Here is a 20,226-nt window from a genome sequence, read left to right as displayed (position 1 = left end):
TGATACACTAACACATATTTTTATCTCGGAAGCCTTATGTCATCTGATTACCACCCAAACCCTGCCATCAACCAAACCAATGTCTTAGGCACCGCACTTGCCAGCTGTTGTTTCGATCCCATCACTGGCTATTATCGCAATGGTTTTTGCCATACTGGCAACCATGATGTTGGTCAACATACTGTCTGTGCCAAGATGACCAGCGAGTTTTTAAACTTCTCTGCCAGTCGCGGTAATGACCTAATTACCCCACTACCTGAATACAACTTTCCTGGTCTCAAACCTGGTGACTACTGGTGCATCTGCGCGCTACGTTGGGTTGAAGCACTGGACTTCGATATTGCACCGCAAATCAAACTAGAAGCTTGTCACGAGAGTCTATTGGCATTGGTAGATATCGATACGCTAAAAAGCTACGCCCTATAGTTAGTATTGGCACACGATAAAACCGTAGCAGCGTTCACAGCATATTTGGATTATTGAATTTTTTTATTATATGACAGGAAAGTATATGGAAAATGATAATAATCAATTGATTAAAAAAACGGCTCATATTGCGCCTGATTCCAATATGAATCATATCTATGCCAATATGAGTGACAAGCATCTCTATTTGGACGATGATGATAGCTATATCTATGGTGATGTGGACGCCACTACTGAAGATACTATTGAGACCATGACGGTCTACGATCCTGACTCTGAACGCTATGAAGATATTGACTCATCAAGTGCAGGCGAAGTGGTCAATTGCTACGCTTACTCACGTAAAACAGGTGAGAACCTTAATAGAGTGGCGCTCAATGATGTGAGTCGTACGCTAGGGAACAACGGTCAATTTATTTGGCTTGGGCTATATGATCCAAGCTTAGAAACCATGGTCAAAGTAAAAGAAGCCTTTGACCTGCATGAGCTAGCGATTGAAGATGCTTTTGCTGATCATCAACGCGCCAAGGTCGAAAACTACGATAATGATATGGTCTTTGTGGTGCTACGTACAGCCAAGCTCGAAGACAATGTCATTCGTTATGGTACTACTGCGATATTTATGGGTAAAAACTACCTCATTACAATTCGCAATGGTCCGTCAAACTCTTATGCGCCAGTACGTGAGCATTGCCATCGTCGCCCTGAGAAGTTACGCATGGGCCCTATCTTTGTACTGCATGCTATCCTCGATTTTATCGTTGATAACTATATGCCGATTACCGATCGATTGGGCCGTTACTTGCGCGAGCAAGAACGCTATGTATTTACCTCTGAGTTTGATAAAGGCACGCTAAAAAATCTTTACGAGCTTAAATCGCAACTGGTACATATGCGCGCCATCATCTTACCTGTGCAAGACATCTGTAGCTTTTTTATCAATCATAAAAAAAGTGAGATTATCTCTGGATTTTCTCAAGCCGCTAAGCCGTATTTTCGCGATGTTAACGATCACCTATTGCACTCCCTAGATGCTATTAATGGTCTTAATGAAATGCTGAGCGTGGTGATGAACACCTATATGGCGATGGTCAATATGGGTCAGAATGAAGTCGTGCGTAAGCTCGCTGCATGGGCAGGTATTCTGGCAGTGCCGACAGCTATCGCTGGCATCTATGGCATGAACTTTGATTTTATGCCTGAGCTTCATTGGAAATACTCTTACCTTGTTATTATGGCCATTATTATCGCCTTATGTAGCTATTTGTACTACAATTTCAAAAGATTGAAATGGTTGTAATGCCAAATGCCATCCGTAAAAAAAGAGCAACCACTGGTCGCTCTTTTTTTATGTTGCTATCTTTTTGTAACGCTATCTAATTATTCACGGCGATGCTTATTATTCACGACGATGCTTAGTATGGCTATCGGGCGCTTGAGCATTATCAGGCAATAGCGCCTTAACTGTTAGATTTGCATGCTGCTTATCAAGATTATCCTCTGGGCGACCAAATGTTTTGGCCGTCCAAGTCAAGATTACAATAGAGCCGCTCAGTAGCATGATGGCCACGGAAATTGTCGCTAGCAGCCATAAATGGAAATAGTCTGAAACCGCCTGCACATCAACCACCAAATGTCGTGACAATGCTGTTATGGCAATAAATATCAAAAACTGTACTGGCAGTCGGTGGGTTTTAAAGTAGATACCTATCATAGCCAATAGCTCAAGGTAAATAAATAACATCAATATGTCTTTTAGATCCGCTGAACCCTTTTGGACAATATAAATAAACTCTTTACCTGCAGTCCAAACGACAACCACACTGATTAGAAATAAAATAACGTAATGACAGACATCGACAAACTCTCTACCAATACTTTGTAGTCGCTCATGAACACCTACGTTTTTTTTAGCCATGTTTAGGTCCTATCAACTGAAATGTGGTTGATTTAGCCTGAGTCTATGTTACCTCAGGCCCCTTATATATCGGCAATCAGTATTCGTATGACTATTTTTTTAGCCTTTATTCAAACCCGCTGATTTTTCAGCAGCATCGACCGTTTGGCGAATAAGCGTGTTGATAGTCATCGGTCCAACGCCGCCTGGTACTGGCGTATAAGCGCTGGCAATGTTTTCCATGCCTTGCATTTCGATATCACCAACACCGCCATCATCTGTCGGATGGAAACCTGCGTCAATGACAACCGCTCCTGATTTGATCCACTCCGCTTTAATAAGCTCAGGTACGCCTACGGCACCAACCACGATATCTGCACGCTTGATATGCGCTGCCAAATCTTGAGTTCTTGAATGGCAGATAGTCACTGTACAGTTGGCATTCAATAGCATCATCGCCATTGGCTTACCTAAGATAGCACTACGTCCTACGACTACGGCTTCTTTACCTGATAGCTCGATATTATAATGCTCTAACAAATGCATAATGCCCTGCGGTGTGCATGAGCCATAAGCTGACTGCTGCATCGCCATACGACCAAAACCAAGACAAGTCACGCCATCGACGTCTTTTGCTAAGTCAATCTGCTCAAAACAAGCACGCTCATCAATATGCTCAGGAACCGGATGCTGTAGCAAAATGCCGTGTACATCTGGATTGCTATTTAACTCATCTATTTTTGCCATGAGCTGCTCAGTGGTCGTGGCACTCGGCATCTCAACGCGTATAGAGTCCATGCCAACACGCTTACACGCGTTGCCTTTCATACGAACATAAGTGGCAGAGGCTGGATCGTCACCAACCAATATTGTCGCTAAGCTTGGGGTGCGGCCAGTCTTTTCCTTAATCGTATCTACGCGCGTGCGCAGATCCTGTTCTATTTGTTTGGCAAGTGCTTTGCCGTCCAAAACGGTAGCGGATTCTTGGGCAGTAGACATAGTAACTCCAATAGAGGGTACGATATAAAAAAATAAAGACAGCGCGCGCAAATACTTTGCATGCCTGTCCTTTGGTTCGTCAATCTTTGACTAAGAGTAATATTGTACCTGTGTACGCTACAAAATCCTAGCGTAAGATAAAGCCTGCGCACTGATAAATTTTCATAATAAGTCAATTAAACAGTATTGCTTATTCGTGGATAGACACATTAATAATCAGTAAGGTGTTGGTTTACGTGCTAAATTTGTTAAAATAGCGTAGGATAGTCAATCCAAATTTTTTTACATTGAGAAATGTAAACCCACCGACTCAAGGATATTACGATGAAAGACGAAAAATTACAGAAAGCCCTCGCCCGTATGGGACTTGGTTCACGCCGTCAGATGGAAGAAGTCATCAAAGCAGGTCGCGTCACTGTCAATAACGGCCCAGCAACCATTGGTGATCGTGTTGAGCAAGGCGATGAGATTCGCGTTGATGGCCGTCAGATCAAATACACCTCTGAAAACGAGAAGCGTCGCCGTGTTATCGCTTACTACAAGCCTGAAGGCGAAGTGTGCTCGGCTAAAGATCCAGAAGGCCGCCCAACTGTCTTTGAACGTTTGCCAAAGCTGACGCATGACCGTTGGGTCATGGTCGGACGCTTGGATATTAACTCAACTGGCCTATTGTTATTTACTAACGATGGCGAAATGGCGCATCGCTTGATGCATCCATCTGGTGAAGTCACTCGTGAATATGCCGTACGTGTATTGGGTGAAGTAACGCCTGATATCGCTCGTGCATTGACCGCTGGCGTCATGCTAGAAGATGGCCTTGCAAAATTTGAAGACATTAAAGAAGGCGGCGGCGAAGGCGTTAACAAGTGGTATCACGTGCAGCTAAAAGAAGGCCGTAACCGCGAAGTACGTCGTTTGTTTGAATCGCAAGGTCTAAAAGTTAGTCGTCTACTACGCACACGCTATGGCACGATTGTTCTACCAAAAGAGCTACGTACTGGTCGTTTCTTAGAGCTTGATAAAAAAGAAATTAATACGTTGACGGATTTGGTCAGCTTGCGTCCACGTTATGGCACAGGTCTACATGGCGCAGCCAAAGAAAAACAAGAACGTATCAGAAACAAACCGCTTAAAGCACGTCGCACTGACACCCGTAGCGATAACCGCAACAGCAGCGCGAAACCTAAAAGTAGTGCTAGCCCTGCCAGCCGCGGTACACGCAACACCCGTGATCGCAATGATAAGCGCTAGTTGATTTAATTTAACATTATTCTAAGTCTTAAATAGATTTAGAATACACATAAAAAAGCGGTCAATGATGAATAGTCATTGACCGCTTTTTTTGTGTCTTTTTATAGGCTTCACAGTTTACAAGCGTCACAGTTGCTCAGTATAGATATAGCGGCTCAGCTATCGTGACTATTAATATAGTGCTTCATGACTCGCAGCTCTTGTAGCTGTTCCTCATCCATTTGCGCCAGTAATTTATCTAAACGCTGCTCGATATTATCTAAAACACTCTGCAATAACTCATTAGCTTCCAATCTCTTGTCGTTATTTCCATTCTTGGCATTTATATTTGTTAATTGGTAATGAGTAGCTAGCATTTCGGGTAACCGTGTTTGCAGCATTTTATTCAACACAAACTGCGCTTCTGTTATCGCTGGTGTCTTATGTTGAACATGTAATGCTGCTTGATAAGCGTGATAGCTGCTTACTTTTTCATCGATACGTTTTAGCTGACGAAGTTGCTGCTCTGACAATGTTTTTAAGTGCTGTTTATTTAACGTTAACTGCTGCCAACTTAATGTAGCTAATGACAAGGGCACATCGTAATCCTGATAAGTGAGTACGCCAGGTGAGATACCGACGGCTTTATGAAAAGCCAGCCAGCCTTTTCTACCTAGATAAAAGGTAGTGACGGTCGTTACAATACCGATGCCTATTAAAATGCTCATATACGCTTGCTCTTTACCCTTTCACCATTCAACTTTGTATTTACAGTTTAATGTCTTTAGCACTCACATTTTCACCAGTTGGGCTTTCAATCGCTTGGATATTGACATCACTACTGGCATTGCTATTGATAGTGCTATCGGGCTTTTGAAACTCTGTGTTGCTAGTAGGATTGTCAAAACGTTTTTGGAGATAGCGATTGGTCGCGAGTAGCTTTTGACCGTCTTGATGATATGACGCGTTGAGCAGGTCATCGAACTGTGTGTTAATTGTCTTAAGCACATCTAACAAGGCTTCTTTGCCAGTGACATTAGAATGTTTAATTTTGGTAGTGTCAGCAAGCGCACTATCCGTCACATCTAAATCGTGCAAGCGGCGATAGTCAGCGACTGCTTGTGGCACATGCCTATCCATTAAGTTTTGAATCATAATATAAGTTTCATTGACAGTGTCTTTGTCATCAATCTTACCATCGTTATTGGTATCGCCATACATGACACGCAACTTTTCACCCTTTGTATTAATTTGATCAAGAGCAGTCTTAACGTCGACGGGTAGGCTTTTTTCAGGTATGTAACCCAGTTGCGGCATCGCCTTATATTCGAGCATTTTGGGTGCTGTGACTTTTTTAATGCCACGATAACCTAGATATAACCCAGCCGCTGGCAACAGCCCATACAAAACAAACATTACGAACATTGCAGTCATTTGGGTCATTATATTGTCCTTATTACTTATCAGAATGTCGTGGCTGATTTTTTATGGTTGTTATTATTAAACAAAAAAATAAGGCTCTATTAAAGCCCTATATTGTTATGCTCTGGGTCGATTTTGTCTTTTGATAATACTTAACTTTTGCGAGTGTACGAGAGAAAGCGTTATCAAAGAACATTTAACTTTGCGTACGGCTCTTAACATAACGATGGGTCGAGGCAAGGCGGTTCAAAACTGTCTGATGCAATTCGTCCAATAATTCGTCAAGCTCATAATCAATCTCTAAGAACAAATCTGTCAGCATATCACCGGCTGTCATCTTCCCCTGCACCATGTTATTTTTGGTGCGATGCGGACTAAAGCGTTGTAGCTGCTCATAATGATGTAATGCTTCAGGAATACTTTCGGACACTAATTTATCGATGACGAACTGACGCTCATTATGTTGCTGCTGTTGCTGTTCGTTCAGCTCACTACTCCACTCACGATAACGCTTTAGCTTACCGTTGATACGATCTAATATCGCAACGGCTTCAATAGGCATGGCATTTAGGGTGGCCTCATCGACCACATCAACAAGCTCAGTCATAATCGGACAACGTCCATGTTTGAGATACCACAAAGTATCTGGGTCAAAAGGCGGTCTATTGGTTGGGCGCATTTGAGCACGATTACTCAGATAGCGATCGGTCAAAGGCGTGGATGATTGGCTATCACTCACTTGTGCCAACGCATCACATATGCGGTTTACACGTTCAGGCGGAATCAGTGTAGAACGCTCATGTACTGCGTGATTGCTATCACTCTTGGCAGCAGCATCCCGTTCATGATTGACACTCATCTCCTGAGCATTCTTTGCTGCCAATGTCGGTAGGTCATCTTGAGCTTGCCCAAATGACTGTAGCATTCTTGTCAAACTGACTACCATGACTTGCTCTGCCCCTCGTCTATTACACTCACATTGTGCGCATATTGCATACATTCATTCAATAGCGTATCTTAGCAGGTTTTTGCTGGCCTGCCAGTAAGCAAAATGTCACCATTCCTACACGCCAACCGTTAAGCACCGTATTATGAATGCTCCCGATTATATCTCTGGTTTCCTACTTGGGTTATCTCTCATCATTGCTATTGGCTCCCAAAACGCCTTTGTACTCAAACAAGGTCTCAAACGCGAACACATATTTTTTGTTTGTTTATTTTGTGCGGTGAGCGATGCGTTTTTAATCTCAGCAGGTGTTGGTGGTTTTGGTGCAGTTACGGCCCGCTATCCTCACGTTATAGATATCGCAAAAATAGCAGGCGTTATATTTTTATTAGGGTACGGCTTGCAGAGTTTGTATGCCAGCGTACGTGTGTCACATGCTTTGACTGTCGAAGGACAAGTCGTCACTAGCTTAAAAAAAGCCTTACTACTATGCTTTGGCTTTACTTGGTTAAACCCGCACGTCTATCTAGACACATTGGTACTCGTCGGCATGGTCTCTACGGGCGCAAGCAGTAAATTGACGTTTGCCGCAGGTGCAATTAGCGCTTCGTTCTTTTTCTTCTTTGCGCTTGGGTATGGTGCACGATTATTCAGGCCTCTATTTGAGAAGCCTAAGGCATGGAACATACTGGATGCTTTGGTAGGGTTACTGATGCTCTATCTAGCTTGGCATTTGTATCAAAGCTGATAGAAGTATAACTAGGAAATGATAGATAAGCTGAGTGTTGAATAAACTGAATATTAAGTAAACGACGTATTGGATAAACTAAATTACGTCGATATCCGATATCCGCTAACCACTGTATAAATATATATATGGTTAGCAATATTGTATTGATCATTTACATCAAGCTAGGAAAGAGCGTACGCAGTCCATTAACGATAATTTCGATAGAAACGGCTGCCAATAGCATACCCATGATTCGACTCATGATGTTCAAGCCAGTATCGCCTAGTAAGCGACTGATACGACCTGCCGCCATCAATGCCAAATAGCAAAACAGACTGATGAATAAGCCAGCAATCAAGATAGCGGATACCTGCAAAATACCTGATACTTGTGAAGAGTAAATGATAACCGTGGAGATACCACCAGGCCCAATCATCATTGGAATCGCGAGGGGAACCACGGCAGCTGCCATCGAGACTGGCGCGTCTTTCACATGATCAACATCGAAGTTCTCTTGATCAGGTTTAACAGGGTTACCCTCTCCATTCATCATATTTAGCGCAATTAAAAATACCAATATACCGCCTGCCAACTGGAACGAGCCGATAGAAATACCAAGGGTTTTTAGTAGCGTTTCACCTGCAATCGTAAAAAAGCTGATGGTAATAAAAATGGTCAAACAAGCAACGCGCGCGACCTTACGTCGATTGTTCATCGAATAGCCGCGAGTCAAATCCAAAAACAACGTCAATGCGCTAAATGGATTGATCAATACCATAAAGGCTAGGATTATCTTGATAATTTCAGTATTCACTGAGCGCTCGCTTGTCTATTGATACCGCTTGTGCAAAAAGATAAGGTCATCGTGCGAGTGCAACGATGACCCAATAGGCAACTAAAAATAGCATTGTAGCATAGGCAGATAAGCTAATAAAATTATTAACTTTGCGCCGTTACGCCTATATGTCACCTTAGTAAAGCTTCAGTGTAAAAACAAACATTTAACAGGTTGTTAGTACAATCTACCAGTATAAATTACCATTTTACTAACTCTGTGATAACCCTTGTCATAAAATCTAGCATATGTAGCGCTATTAGCCTTTATTACGTCTGTACTTATGCACTAAAATCTAGCCCAATATCCAAGGCTGTCGTACTGTGCGTCAAATAACCCATCGCGATAAAATCAACCCTTGTACTTGCCGCCGCTTGTACCGTTTCAGGCGTAATACCACCTGAGGCTTCAGTCTTTGCGCGACCCTTACACATAGTAACCGCTTGCGATAACGTTTCAGGCGACATGTTGTCTAATAGCACTAAACTCACACCTGCATCGAGCGCTTGCTCTAATTGCTCTAGTGTATCGACTTCGACCTCAATAGGAATCAGATGCCCAGCAAATTTCTGTGCTTGCTGAATAGCCGTTTTGATGTCACCCGCAATGGCGATATGATTGTCTTTGATTAAAATCGCATCATCCAACCCCAAGCGATGATTACGTCCGCCGCCGCAGCGTACGGCGTATTTTTGTACAATACGTAAGCCTGGAATGGTCTTGCGTGTACAAGTAATTTGCGCAGGATATTGCGCCACACTATCGACAATTTGACGGGTCGCTGTCGCAATACCGCTGAGATGGGTCATAAAGTTCAGTGCCGTGCGTTCTGCTGTCAATAAGTGACGCGCGTTACCTTTTACCGTCGCTAACACTGCGCCAGCCTCTACTGTTTCGCCATCCTGTACTTGTGCAATAAACTCAATTTGCGCATCGACTAAGGCAAAAGACAAACGTGCCAAGTCGATACCACATATAACGCCTGCTTGCCGCGCCTTGATCTGTAGCTGCGCTTGCATATCTGCTGGGATAGTAGCTTGTGACGTTACATCACCACGCCTACCCAAATCTTCAGTTAGTGCATTCTCAACCAATGGCTTGAGCAATACGTCATCCAATGCTGGCTCTTTTTCAATTGTCATCTTTGACCCTTATCTAGGCATGATATTGATAGAAACTGCTCGTAATTTAAACTCAAAATGAGCATAAATATAGCGTAAAGTTAGCGACCCTGCAAGGAAAGGTGACAAATTTTTCGTTTTACTAGCCATTTCAAGTACGAGAGATTATTGGATGCTCATCATTATTTGCGCTTAGGAAGTTTGCTATCCATCAATAAACTCTGTAACTCGATATCATGGCGGAAGCGATATAGCTTGGCAGGACGACCGCGCTGAGCAGTACTGCTCTCTCCTGTCTCCATTACCAAGTTTTGTGAATCAAGCAAGCGACGGAAGTTTTGCTTGTGCAAGCGCACGCCTGATAATGCCTCAACACTCTGCTGCAACTGCGATAAGGTAAAGACGTCTGGCATCAGCCCAAAAATAAGCGGTCTATATTCAATCTTCGCACGCAGTCTTGAGATAGCAGTAGCAATTACGCGACGGTGATCGTAATACATGGGTACACCTATGCGTTGTGACCAGTCTTCTGGCAAAGCAACAGCTTGATAATTGGGCGGATAATTAGGGGCTTCGGGTATCAGACCTGCTTCATAAAGCATCTCATAGCGTAGTAATACATGCTCTGCAATCCATTCTCTACTTTCATTATCGTGTTCGTTGACTGATTGACTGTCAGTGAGTTTACCACTTGCCAAAAACGCTTCGTCCAGCCCCCAACATAATCCAATACGCTGACGCCTACGCTGTTGAACGATTGAATCGTTGGCAGTATTTGCCCATTCGAGTAGCGCAGGCACGATAAAGTCCATAATAATACTGGGCATACCGTCCAAATGATTTTCCCATGGGAAATAATCATACCAATCTCGCCAGAGTGCTTTGCTTTGGAGTGCCTGCGTTTGCGTCTCTTGCACCAAACCTAAATAACTCACATACACCAACGCATGACCGTCGATGTTGCGCCTGTTGGTATCGACAAAGGTATATAACTGCTCCAAATATCCAAGCGGTTGCTGCGTTTGCTCTTCTACCCACTGACGTACGCCTGCTTGCAACGAGCGATGTAGCGGCATAAGCGGCCCATTTGGCAACAGCTTGCCTTGGTCAACGGTTAGAACGCGCGCGATATGATCGGTGATAGCAACCAATACGGCGACCACTTCTGTCGTGCCGCTACCTTGCTGGTGCGCATGTGAATAAGACAACGTCATGGCTTTGGGAATTATCCTTTTTCTCTGAAATGTGAAAGGCTATTGGGGTTAATAGCTATGGTATGGCTTAGTATAGCTCGAATCCAAAACTATCATAGTCTGTGGTTGTAAGTATGAAAAATCAATAACGATAAATAGTCATAAGAGGCATGAATTAGCACTGTTTTTAAGCTCAGTACGGCTTAATTGCACATCACTTTTAGCACTAAAACCTAATCTTTTGACTTATTTAGTATAAAAAACCACTTGTAATTATGCTCAAAATGAGCATAATTAAGATAACTTATAAATTTGTTATGCCCAATTACCTATTTTTTAGCTCATACATTTATCGTTATTGCACCAACAAAGGCTGCCATTATGAAAAAATATCCTTACGACGCACCTATCATGAGTACGGACAATCGCATCGCCACTCAGATGAATATTGAATATGCCAAGGCTAAAATACCAGCAGACTTGCCTCGCGCTGAACGCATCGTGGTTGAAGAAAACATCAAGAAGCTACTAAAAGACAATAATGCCGTACTGGTAGCACACTACTATGTCGACCCTTTTATCCAAGACTTGGCATTGGCAACCGGTGGCTGCGTCGGTGACTCACTTGAAATGGCTCGGTTTGGACAAGCTCATAGCGCCCAAACATTGGTTGTCGCTGGTGTGCGCTTTATGGGTGAATCAGCAAAAATATTAAGCATGGAAAAGACTGTCCTCATGCCAGATTTAGAAGCCGAATGTTCGCTTGATTTGGGCTGTCCTGCTGAAGAGTTTTCAGCATTTTGTGATGCTCATCCTGAGCGTACTGTGGTCGTCTATGCCAATACCAGCGCCGCGGTAAAAGCGAGAGCTGATTGGGTGGTCACCTCATCTGTCGGTATCGACATCGTCCGTCATTTACATGCCCAAGGTGAACCGATTATTTGGGGGCCTGATCGCCATTTGGGCAAATATATCGCTCGTGAAACTGGCGCAGATATGCTGCTGTGGCAAGGGTCATGCCTCGTGCATAACGAATTTAAAGCCACTGAACTAATGCAATTAAAAGAGGAGCATCCAGAGGCCAAAGTATTGGTGCATCCTGAGTCGCCTGATAGCGTGGTTGAACTAGCCGATGTGGTCGGCTCGACTAGCAAGCTTTTGCAATCAACGTATGAGATGGATGCTGATACTTTTATCGTCGCTACTGATTTGGGCATATTGCACGAGATGCAAAAACGCTCGCCAAACAAGCGATTCTTGGCCGCGCCAACTGCTGGTGAGAGTGCCAGTTGCAAGAGCTGTGCGTTTTGCCCTTGGATGGCCATGAACGGCCTAAAAGGGATTGAGCAGTGCTTAACCAATCAAAGTGGTGAAGTACTAATGACACCTGAGCTAGCAGTAGCAGCAAAAAAACCATTACAACGGATGCTTGATTTTGCTGAAGCACAAAAGCAACGTGTAGCCGCCAGTGGCGACATAGTAAAAGACCGTGCGCTGTTCGCTAACGTTGGGGCAGCCTAACATGAGTCCGTCGCATTCAGTTGATTGTTCTAATACCACTCGCTATAAAGATAATAGGAGCAGCAGTGATATGAGTAATATTATAAAAACTGATGTTCTTATTATTGGGGCTGGTCTGGCAGGTTTGAGCACCGCGCTATCTCTGCCGATATCGCTGAATATCACTGTTTTAAGCAAAGCGGCGCTTGAGGTGTGCTCAAGTCACTACGCTCAAGGTGGTATCGCAGCCAGCTTAGACACGGCGGACTCTGTGACTGATCATGTCGCTGATACCTTAATCGCTGGTGCAGGATTGTGTGCGACGGACAATACTGCTCGTATCTTGGGTGCAGGACAGCAAGCGGTGCAGTGGCTATGCGAGCAAGGTGTGCCATTTACTCAATCTAATTTAACTAAAGAAAATGATAATACACCTGATTTTTCAGTCTTAAAAACCAGTGACTTACACTTAACCAAAGAAGGCGGTCATGGCTGTAGACGTGTGGCTCATGCGGATGATGCAACGGGTCGACACGTGATGGACGCCTTAACCATCAAAGCACAGACTGCAATCAATATCACTATCTTGCCTTATCATGAAGCATTAGAGTTACTGACTTCACCCATGATTAGCAGCTCTTCTTTTAGCATGAACGATAGCGACATTAAACATTGCCGAGGGGCGCTAATCTTTGATCATGTAAATAAGCGCCAACTCACCATTCATAGTGCGGCTGTTGTACTGGCTAGTGGTGGCTTAGGTCAGTTATTTAAGCGTGCCAGCGCGCCTAACGTCTGTGTTGGTGATGGCGTCATGATGGCATGGCAGGCAGGTTGCCGCTTGGCAAATTTAGAATTTATTCAATTTCACCCAACAGGTCTGGCATTAGATGACAGCAGTTTTTTGATATCTGAAGCGTTACGCGGTGAAGGTGGACGACTGTATTGTCCGCAGACTGGTGTGCGCTTTATGTTAGATATTGATGAGCGCGCTGAGTTGGCGCCACGCGATATCGTCGCTCGGGCAATAGCTAATCAGATTAGTAGTAACGGACTTGGCTACGTGCATCTTGATGTCAGTCACTTGCCAGCCGCATTTATACAGGCACATTTCCCGCAGATTTATCAGACGCTGCTAGCACTCGGCATCGATATGACCACAGACCCTATTCCAGTCGCTCCGACTGCCCATTATAGTTGTGGTGGCGTAGTGACTGATGCTAATGGTTTGACCGACATTGCAGGGCTGTATGCAGCAGGTGAAGTTGCTTATACAGGGCTGCACGGGGCCAACCGTTTAGCAAGTAATTCATTGTTGGAGTGTGTGGTAGTTGGTCGCAACATCGCCGCTAATCTGCCTCGTTATCTAAAAAAATTGGAACGCTTAAAGAACTTAGAGGCTTTAGAGAAAACGGCTGAAGCTTTAGAAAAAATGGCACAGCCACATACGACTACCTATTATGGACTGCATCAGTTGGCTGCCGATATTTGGAAATCTCCGACACTAGAAAACACGCAATTTGTTATCTTGCCCTCTTCTAAGCAGTCATCACTCCCAATTTATAAGGCTGATAAAGCATTTCATTCTGACGTAGATATTGCAGGGATAACTATAGCGTTGAAAGCTCTTTTGACAGCTAATATGGGCATCACGCGTAGTGCCAAACAGTTAGAGCAAGCATTGCAACAAATTGAGCAGTGGCAAGAATCAATCAAACATACTGAAACCATGCTATCTGATATGAGTAGTAAAGCCCCTACTACTGACAGTGAGCTTGCCATTTTTCAATTGGTGAGGCAATTAGCGTTAGCAGCGATGATTGTTCAATCGGCTTATCAGCGTTTTGAAAGTCGCGGTGGGCATTATCGCGAGGATTATCCTAACTTAGCTGAAACGCCTTTGACCAGTATCATTCTGCCATTAAGAAAAACTACGCTTAGCTCCTTTTCTCACATTATAGAAAATGAGCGTTATCCGATACCTATTACTGACCATATTTAAGCGTACGACAGATAATAGCCAAACCCATCAAGGACGATATCTAACACTATAGTTAAAGAAGCATTTAAGCTATCATTATGGATAGGCTTAAAATATTACCTCTTCTTTGAGTGTCCATGGCATGGCTTCTGATATTGTGTTTGTAATTGCCCTGATGATAATTGTCAGCTTGGCTTGGAGTGTACTTGCCGTACCTCGTCTGCGCAAACGCTTGCCAAAAATCTACCTGATAGCCCGCTCGTGGTGGTTGATGCTCGCCGCGCTCTGTACTTGCTATGTGATTGCAAAAATAACGAACGATACGCAAGGTTCACATTCGCAAGGATATCCTTATCAATGGCTGCTCATTTTATTTTTTATATTAATTGGTCTACGCGGCAGCTACGAGATTAAACGCCTATGGTGTTTGCGCAGTAAAACCGTACTTATTCATAAACTCCAAGCGCAAGGTTTACAGCCAAGTACTCCCCTACTAGCGAAAACCTCTCTCAACTCGACTCAACACTATACGCGGCTCAACTCCTTAGACCTGCTATTAGGTATTGCATTCATCTCACTCATCATTAGCCTTATTGTCTTACAGCAATTGACTTGGCAACGCGAACAGCATGGCGTTTTACTCTTCGTATTATTTGCCAGTCAGTTTAATGATATTGCCCAATATCTATGTGGGCGACTGCTTGGACGTAAGCTGTTTAAACGAGGTCTAGCGCCGACTATTAGCCCCAATAAAAGCATTGAAGGTGCTATCTTTGGCAGTTTAGTTGCGGCAATCTTGGCAACAGTATTAGGTCTTTGGCTCACCCCTTTTGATTGGTGGGTCTGTCTATTAGCTGCCTATGGCTTGGCGGTAAGCGGTATATTTGGAGACTTATTAGAATCAGCCTTTAAGCGCCAGCACGGGGTAAAAGACACTGGAACGATGCTCGCTGGTCATGGTGGGGTATTAGATCGGATAGACAGTTTGCTGATTGGAGTGCCAGTATTTACCTTACTCTATTGGCTACTTGGTTAAACCTAGCCAAAATGTTGATAGACATACTATCTGGCTTTATCCAGCTTACTGCGCAATATCCAATTGAGCACAGGCTTTGGTAAATGATTTAAGGCACTCGTGATATAGCGCATTGAGCGTGGAAATATCGCCAGTTCTACATCATCGTCAATTGCTTGCATAATATGATGAACCGCTGTCTGCGTGCTCATAATAAATGGCTTATGGCTAGCATCGCCATCGTTTAAATCACGTAACGCTTGGGTATCGATATAGCCTGAGGCAATACAGTTTACTTGGATATCATGAGGTACAAGTGCTGCTCGATAAGCGCTAGCAGTCGCAATCATTGCACGCTTGCTTTTGGCATAAAGGCTGGCATAAGGATAATCCATCGTGCCAGCGATAGAGGCGATACAGACAATGCTAGGTTTATCGCTTTTGCTAGCGTCCAATGACTGATATTGCTGCTTTAACTGGCTGCTTGCCCATCTAAGAACCTGCTCAAACGCCTGTAAATTAATTGCTAGCATTTGGTCGCTATCGGCTTTATTTAGGTGATGGATACGCTCATTGGTATAGCTGCCAGCACTATAAATCAGTCTGTTAAAGCGTATGCGTGATAATTTCTCTAGTAATTTTTTTATTTGAGTGTCATCAGTTAAATCACAAGCGTAAGTCACAATAGACGGATACTGACTGTTGATGTCGGCTATCTTTGTGGCGCTACTTCCAACAACGCTTACTTGCCAGCCAAGTGCCTGATGATGCAACGCCAAAGCTAAGCCAAGGCCACTTGTACCACCAACGATAATGATATGCGGTGCATAGGTTTCGGTGGTATCTTCTACGAGAGTCTTCATAATTTATGCTGCTGTATATAGCCGACCGTACGCTGATAGCCATATTGCCATTGCGCCTGCATTTGCTGCACAAAGCCATCGTAATCGCTGTGTATTAGCTCGACGGTCATTTGTTTTAGGTTAAAACGCTTTTGCACATTTTGCCCTCTCAGTTGCTGCTCGTTATCTGCAAATGGCAACCAATGTAGCTGATGGTTTTTATTAGTGGTGTTAGTGCGAGGCGACACGCTGATTGGTTGATAACCGTGTACTGCTGCCAAGCGCTCATTGGGATCGAAACCAAAGACGCGTTGAATCGCGGGAGCAGCCAGCCATGCGTCATAACCTGCCTTGGTTTCTGCAAATACGCTGTTACCCAACTGACAGGCTAGCTCAATCGGTGTCAGATTGATCACACCTCCCAAGCACCAGCCGAGCTCTGTGATATGTGTGGGCGGTAGATAGTACATGTCAGCCATAGACGCGCGAATCACTGGGGCAAAATCCCATTGCGTTTGTACTTTCACAGACGGGTGTATGCGCCCATTAGCTAACGTATGCGCAGGTGACGTCATTTGCTCGTCGGCCAGACTCGATAATGAATTTGACAAATTTGCTAAGCGCGGCGGTGCAAATAACAACTCTTGCAGTACAGGTTTTTTATTACATAAGCCATCAGTAGGTGATTGATACAATCGACTAGCAATGATAGCTATCTCTGGCGTTGCTTTATCGACAGCGCTACCATTATCACTAGCAGCAAACTGCGACAGCTCATCTAGCCAGTACTGCTCGTTATCGATACGAAACATTGCCAACTGCTGTAGCTCATTTAACAGTCGCTCGTAGCTGTCTGCTTGCCGTTGTCCTTGTCCATTATCCCTTTGTCTTGATAACCGCCAACGCTTAAGTGCATGGGTCATATAACGCAGCTTTAGACGTTTATTGGCTTCATCTGGTGCGACATGTCTGATGGCAGTGATGACGCGATATAACTCACGGCTGCACATCAATGCTTGCAAATCTTTAGGGTCAGGCGCAAGTTGTACTAAGTAAGCAGACAAACTACCACCGCAAGTACCAACGATAATATCTGGCGTCAAATCATGCGCCGCTAGTGCTGCATAACTGCCCAAATAATAACCAAAACGTGAGCCTCCGCCTGAAAATAGCTGAACACGCTCGTAAGGCTTAACCTGCTGATTATTCATCTATTACTCGTTATCAGCTAATGCAGTTTTAATCGCTAATGACACGGTAAAGATACCAAAGCGATCGATACGCATCGTGACTTTCTTAAAGCCTGCCCGCTCAACCAATTGATCCATTTCCGCCTGCGAACGGCAACGCATCACCCAACTACTGCCACGGTGATTGTTTAGTGTTTTACTGATAAATTCCTGTTCAGGATGCCACGGTTGGTTGGTATAAATCAGATAACCGCCCGATTTTAAACTGTCATAAATACCTGCCAAAGCCGTCGCTGGTAGCGTATTATCAGAGAATAATTCAAATAACCCAGAAGCAATCGCGATATTGAAGGCTGTCGTACCCGTACTGGCATCTTTCGTTCGTACATTGACATAACTGGCAGGATCAAAAGCATCTTTTTTGCTTATCACTACCCTACCAGCCATTGCCAGTTGCTCTGATTTTGCTTGCAATGCTTGAATATTATGCATCTCATAATCACGCAATTCAGCATGCAAATCTGCAAACTCTGTTAGCAGATCAAATGCATAAAAACCATGTCCACTAGCGATATCTAACAGTTTTGGTTGGTATGGTTTATTACTGCTTTGGTTTTTATCTTCGAGATATGAAAGTGCTAAACGTGCCAACTCCAATATGTGCTCACGGCGAATACGAATACCTTGCCAACCAATATTATTTAAATAAAACTTATCGACTGCCTGTCCAAATTTATTCTGCCCGCTGGGCTGATTGTAATAGACATGATCCAGCGAGTGACCTGAATCAAATCCATGCTCAAGCCCTGTCGCAATCGCATCGCTGACGTGACCGAACTTTTGCATCGCAAAACGGGTAATGGCAAAGTTTGGATTGAATGGTTTAATCGCCAAACGGTCTACTTTATCTTTACTGGCACTGTCTAAGTGAGCGGTACTCAGATCAGGGGCTTGGACTGGTGCGCTAAATACTTGCTCAGCAAACTCAATACAGTCGGCAAATACATCGGCTTTATTGGTCTCATGAAAGATTGCATGATAGCTGTCTGGATACAACTGCCAGCGTTTGATCGGTGTGTTAATCGCCTCATAGAATTTCCGCTCAGCCTGTTTATCGACCACATAATCCTTGCCCGCACATAAGACAAACGTCGGTACGGTGATAGCACCAGCATCATCGAGTAGACGCTGCCCCGTTGCATGGGTATCAATGAGTAAATCAGTCGAGATACTATTCGATATCAATGGATCGGCATTGTAAGCCTGCTGCGCGTCTTTATCATGGGTCAGTACTTGTGCTTTAACATAGCTGCTGACACGTGACATCAGACCTAGCGTACGTGCCACCTTTAGCGATGGTATAGCAAAGGGCAGATATAGACGAATACTGAGCGCAGGCGTGCCAAGTATCATGCCGCGAATATTAGGCGCATAATCGTGTACCCATGCTGCTGCCAATACCGCGCCGATACTACTGGCGACAATCAATGTATCCTCGATAGCAATGCCTGTTTGCCCAATCACCAACTGGACGAAACCCTCTAAATCTCGCTCAAGCTCTGTGACGCTCTCTGCATGATCTTTAATGCCCCCTGAGCGACCATTGCCGCGCGCATCCCAAGCAAACACTTGATAGCCAGCTGTTGCAAACTGCTCTCCCAGCTCTGTCAATCGTCCCGAATGCTCATGTCCTCGGTGCAATAAGATAACTTGGCGCAACGGTTGGTTGGCTTGCTTAATATATTCTAAAGGCGTCGTTAGCCAATAGCGATAATAAATAGCAGTGCCATCGTAAGCGTTATAACAGCTCTCACCATTGATGATTTTAGATGCGGGCAAATCAAAACCAACACTGGCCTGTTCTTCGGATTTTTGACTATCAACGGTTGTGGTTGGCATTTCTTTGAACTCCAATGGGCGAGCGTTATCAGTAGAAGTATTTGGCAAAACAATAGTAAGAGATAGTGAGTTGTTTGTTGACTCACCCAGTACGGATCGCAGCTTAGGTGGGTTACGCCTCAAGTATAACTCTGTCATATAACGTAGTCGATTGAGACAAGTCTTTAATAACATCACCTCTGTTAATATAAATAATTGACCCATTCTGATAGCAGGCGAAGACGACTGCGTTTTAATACCTACTGGCGCTTTGGCCCTAATACCCATAAAGGCACCAAGCACCCCTAGTATGAAAGCGCGATCGCTTTTGCCTAAAGGCCCTTGGTTAGCACGAACACCTAACATGGTATTACTAGTAACGCCTAACAGTTCGGTGCCAATACTAAGAGCGATCAGAGCAGTGATATGATGCTGAGAAGTTGATATATTCGTTGGCAAGTTGGCTATTAACGTCTGCTGTTCTTTATCATTGATATGATGGGTCAGAATATGAGGGGTCAGGCTCGCTAATAGCGCCGTATCGGCAACCATATCACCTACCTCGTTTAACACGGCTCCGAGCCTTGAGGCCTGTCCATGCTCACGCGCCATCATGCCATCGATAGCATTGAGTGCCATACGTACAAACAATGATAAAGGCAATAAAAGCCACAGCCTATGCTGTTCAGCCGCTGGTTTGGCAATGATATAGGCAGTACCGATACTTAATAAAACAGCGGATACTGTCACTTGGTTAGCGGTAATGTTTTGCTCAACCAGCGCATTACTCATCGGACGTAGTTGATTTTGAAACTGAGTTTTGAGCTGATATAGCGACATGAGTCTAGCCAAATATTTTCAGTACTTTAATGTAGCAACAAAAGTTTATAAGGTAAAGAATTACAAAGCGCTCAAAAACGTTCAAACATTTTGAAAAAGATATTTATTATCGTCATTATAATCGTCCAGTTTTTTATATTTTGGCCAACAATGAGCGATGATTTGCAATGAATCTCAGGGG

General features: G+C 44.0%; 18 protein-coding genes. 7 read left to right on the top strand and 11 right to left on the bottom strand.

What is annotated here, in order from left to right; all coding sequences use genetic code 11:
- Nucleotides 1–36: 36 nt before the first annotated feature.
- Nucleotides 37–426 (top strand): DUF2237 family protein, encoded by a 390-nt coding sequence (locus FQV37_RS05410; protein WP_057759025.1) that lies wholly within the window; start codon nt 37–39, stop codon nt 424–426.
- A gap of 145 nt (nt 427–571) precedes the next feature.
- Nucleotides 572–1,726: a magnesium/cobalt transporter CorA gene (gene corA, locus FQV37_RS05405; protein ID WP_406947854.1), complete on the top strand. Its 1,155-nt coding sequence runs from the start codon at nt 572–574 to the stop codon at nt 1,724–1,726.
- Between the two features lie 99 nt (nt 1,727–1,825).
- Here the strand turns inward: corA and FQV37_RS05400 are convergent, their stop codons facing one another.
- The gene (locus FQV37_RS05400; protein ID WP_057759021.1) at nt 1,826–2,344 is read right to left on the bottom strand and encodes a phosphate-starvation-inducible protein PsiE; all 519 of its coding nucleotides are present in this window, start codon (nt 2,342–2,344) and stop codon (nt 1,826–1,828) included.
- A 99-nt stretch (nt 2,345–2,443) separates the two neighbouring features.
- A complete protein-coding gene (folD, locus tag FQV37_RS05395; RefSeq protein WP_160021589.1) occupies nt 2,444–3,322 on the bottom strand; it encodes a bifunctional methylenetetrahydrofolate dehydrogenase/methenyltetrahydrofolate cyclohydrolase FolD in 879 nt (292 codons plus the stop codon).
- Between the two features lie 324 nt (nt 3,323–3,646).
- On the opposite strand from folD, the gene rluB reads away from it, so the two are divergent.
- On the top strand, nt 3,647–4,573 hold the full coding sequence (gene rluB, locus FQV37_RS05390) for a 23S rRNA pseudouridine(2605) synthase RluB (RefSeq protein WP_114700744.1): 927 nt from the start codon (nt 3,647–3,649) through the stop codon (nt 4,571–4,573).
- 155 nt (nt 4,574–4,728) lie between these two features.
- Here rluB and FQV37_RS05385 read toward each other — a convergent pair whose 3' ends face one another.
- From FQV37_RS05385 to FQV37_RS05375, 3 genes are all read right to left on the bottom strand, one after another.
- Nucleotides 4,729–5,280, bottom strand: coding sequence for a hypothetical protein (locus FQV37_RS05385; RefSeq protein ID WP_160021588.1), 552 nt, complete (start codon nt 5,278–5,280; stop codon nt 4,729–4,731).
- A gap of 40 nt (nt 5,281–5,320) precedes the next feature.
- On the bottom strand, nt 5,321–5,995 hold the full coding sequence (locus FQV37_RS05380; protein ID WP_160021587.1) for a hypothetical protein: 675 nt from the start codon (nt 5,993–5,995) through the stop codon (nt 5,321–5,323).
- 175 nt (nt 5,996–6,170) lie between these two features.
- Complete coding sequence (locus FQV37_RS05375) at nt 6,171–6,899, bottom strand: hypothetical protein (RefSeq protein WP_160021676.1); 729 nt, start codon at nt 6,897–6,899, stop codon at nt 6,171–6,173.
- A 166-nt stretch (nt 6,900–7,065) separates the two neighbouring features.
- Here FQV37_RS05375 and FQV37_RS05370 point away from each other — a divergent pair, with 166 nt between their 5' ends.
- Nucleotides 7,066–7,668 (top strand): LysE/ArgO family amino acid transporter, encoded by a 603-nt coding sequence (locus FQV37_RS05370; protein WP_160021586.1) that lies wholly within the window; start codon nt 7,066–7,068, stop codon nt 7,666–7,668.
- A 154-nt stretch (nt 7,669–7,822) separates the two neighbouring features.
- Here the strand turns inward: FQV37_RS05370 and FQV37_RS05365 are convergent, their stop codons facing one another.
- From FQV37_RS05365 to FQV37_RS05355, 3 genes are all read right to left on the bottom strand, one after another.
- On the bottom strand, nt 7,823–8,464 hold the full coding sequence (locus FQV37_RS05365) for a MarC family protein (protein ID WP_082624565.1): 642 nt from the start codon (nt 8,462–8,464) through the stop codon (nt 7,823–7,825).
- Nucleotides 8,465–8,766: 302 nt separating this feature from the next.
- Nucleotides 8,767–9,627, bottom strand: coding sequence for a carboxylating nicotinate-nucleotide diphosphorylase (gene nadC / locus FQV37_RS05360; RefSeq protein WP_160021585.1), 861 nt, complete (start codon nt 9,625–9,627; stop codon nt 8,767–8,769).
- A 161-nt stretch (nt 9,628–9,788) separates the two neighbouring features.
- On the bottom strand, nt 9,789–10,820 hold the full coding sequence (locus tag FQV37_RS05355) for an NUDIX hydrolase (protein WP_101206240.1): 1,032 nt from the start codon (nt 10,818–10,820) through the stop codon (nt 9,789–9,791).
- Between the two features lie 360 nt (nt 10,821–11,180).
- On the opposite strand from FQV37_RS05355, the gene nadA reads away from it, so the two are divergent.
- The 3 genes from nadA (at nt 11,181) to FQV37_RS05340 (ending at nt 15,316) form a co-directional block, all read left to right on the top strand.
- Complete coding sequence (gene nadA / locus FQV37_RS05350; protein ID WP_160021584.1) at nt 11,181–12,320, top strand: quinolinate synthase NadA; 1,140 nt, start codon at nt 11,181–11,183, stop codon at nt 12,318–12,320.
- 70 nt (nt 12,321–12,390) lie between these two features.
- Nucleotides 12,391–14,301, top strand: coding sequence for an L-aspartate oxidase (gene nadB, locus FQV37_RS05345; RefSeq protein ID WP_160021583.1), 1,911 nt, complete (start codon nt 12,391–12,393; stop codon nt 14,299–14,301).
- Between the two features lie 121 nt (nt 14,302–14,422).
- Nucleotides 14,423–15,316, top strand: a complete 894-nt coding sequence (locus FQV37_RS05340; RefSeq protein ID WP_160021582.1) for a phosphatidate cytidylyltransferase — start codon at nt 14,423–14,425, stop codon at nt 15,314–15,316.
- Between the two features lie 26 nt (nt 15,317–15,342).
- Here FQV37_RS05340 and FQV37_RS05335 read toward each other — a convergent pair whose 3' ends face one another.
- From FQV37_RS05335 to FQV37_RS05325, 3 genes are read right to left on the bottom strand one after another with little or no spacing between them, the layout of a single operon-like run.
- Nucleotides 15,343–16,158, bottom strand: a complete 816-nt coding sequence (locus FQV37_RS05335) for an SDR family NAD(P)-dependent oxidoreductase (RefSeq protein WP_160021581.1) — start codon at nt 16,156–16,158, stop codon at nt 15,343–15,345.
- Nucleotides 16,155–17,348, bottom strand: coding sequence for a patatin-like phospholipase family protein (locus FQV37_RS05330; protein WP_160021580.1), 1,194 nt, complete (start codon nt 17,346–17,348; stop codon nt 16,155–16,157). The genes FQV37_RS05335 and FQV37_RS05330 overlap by 4 nt, the downstream gene beginning before the upstream one ends.
- Nucleotides 17,349–17,351: 3 nt before the next feature.
- Nucleotides 17,352–20,045, bottom strand: a complete 2,694-nt coding sequence (locus FQV37_RS05325; RefSeq protein ID WP_160021579.1) for an alpha/beta fold hydrolase — start codon at nt 20,043–20,045, stop codon at nt 17,352–17,354.
- Nucleotides 20,046–20,226 lie beyond the last annotated feature (181 nt).

It is taken from the genome of Psychrobacter nivimaris (assembly GCF_009812035.1).
Lineage (GTDB): Bacteria > Pseudomonadota > Gammaproteobacteria > Pseudomonadales > Moraxellaceae > Psychrobacter > Psychrobacter nivimaris.
This window is presented reverse-complemented; position numbering and strand designations above follow the sequence as displayed.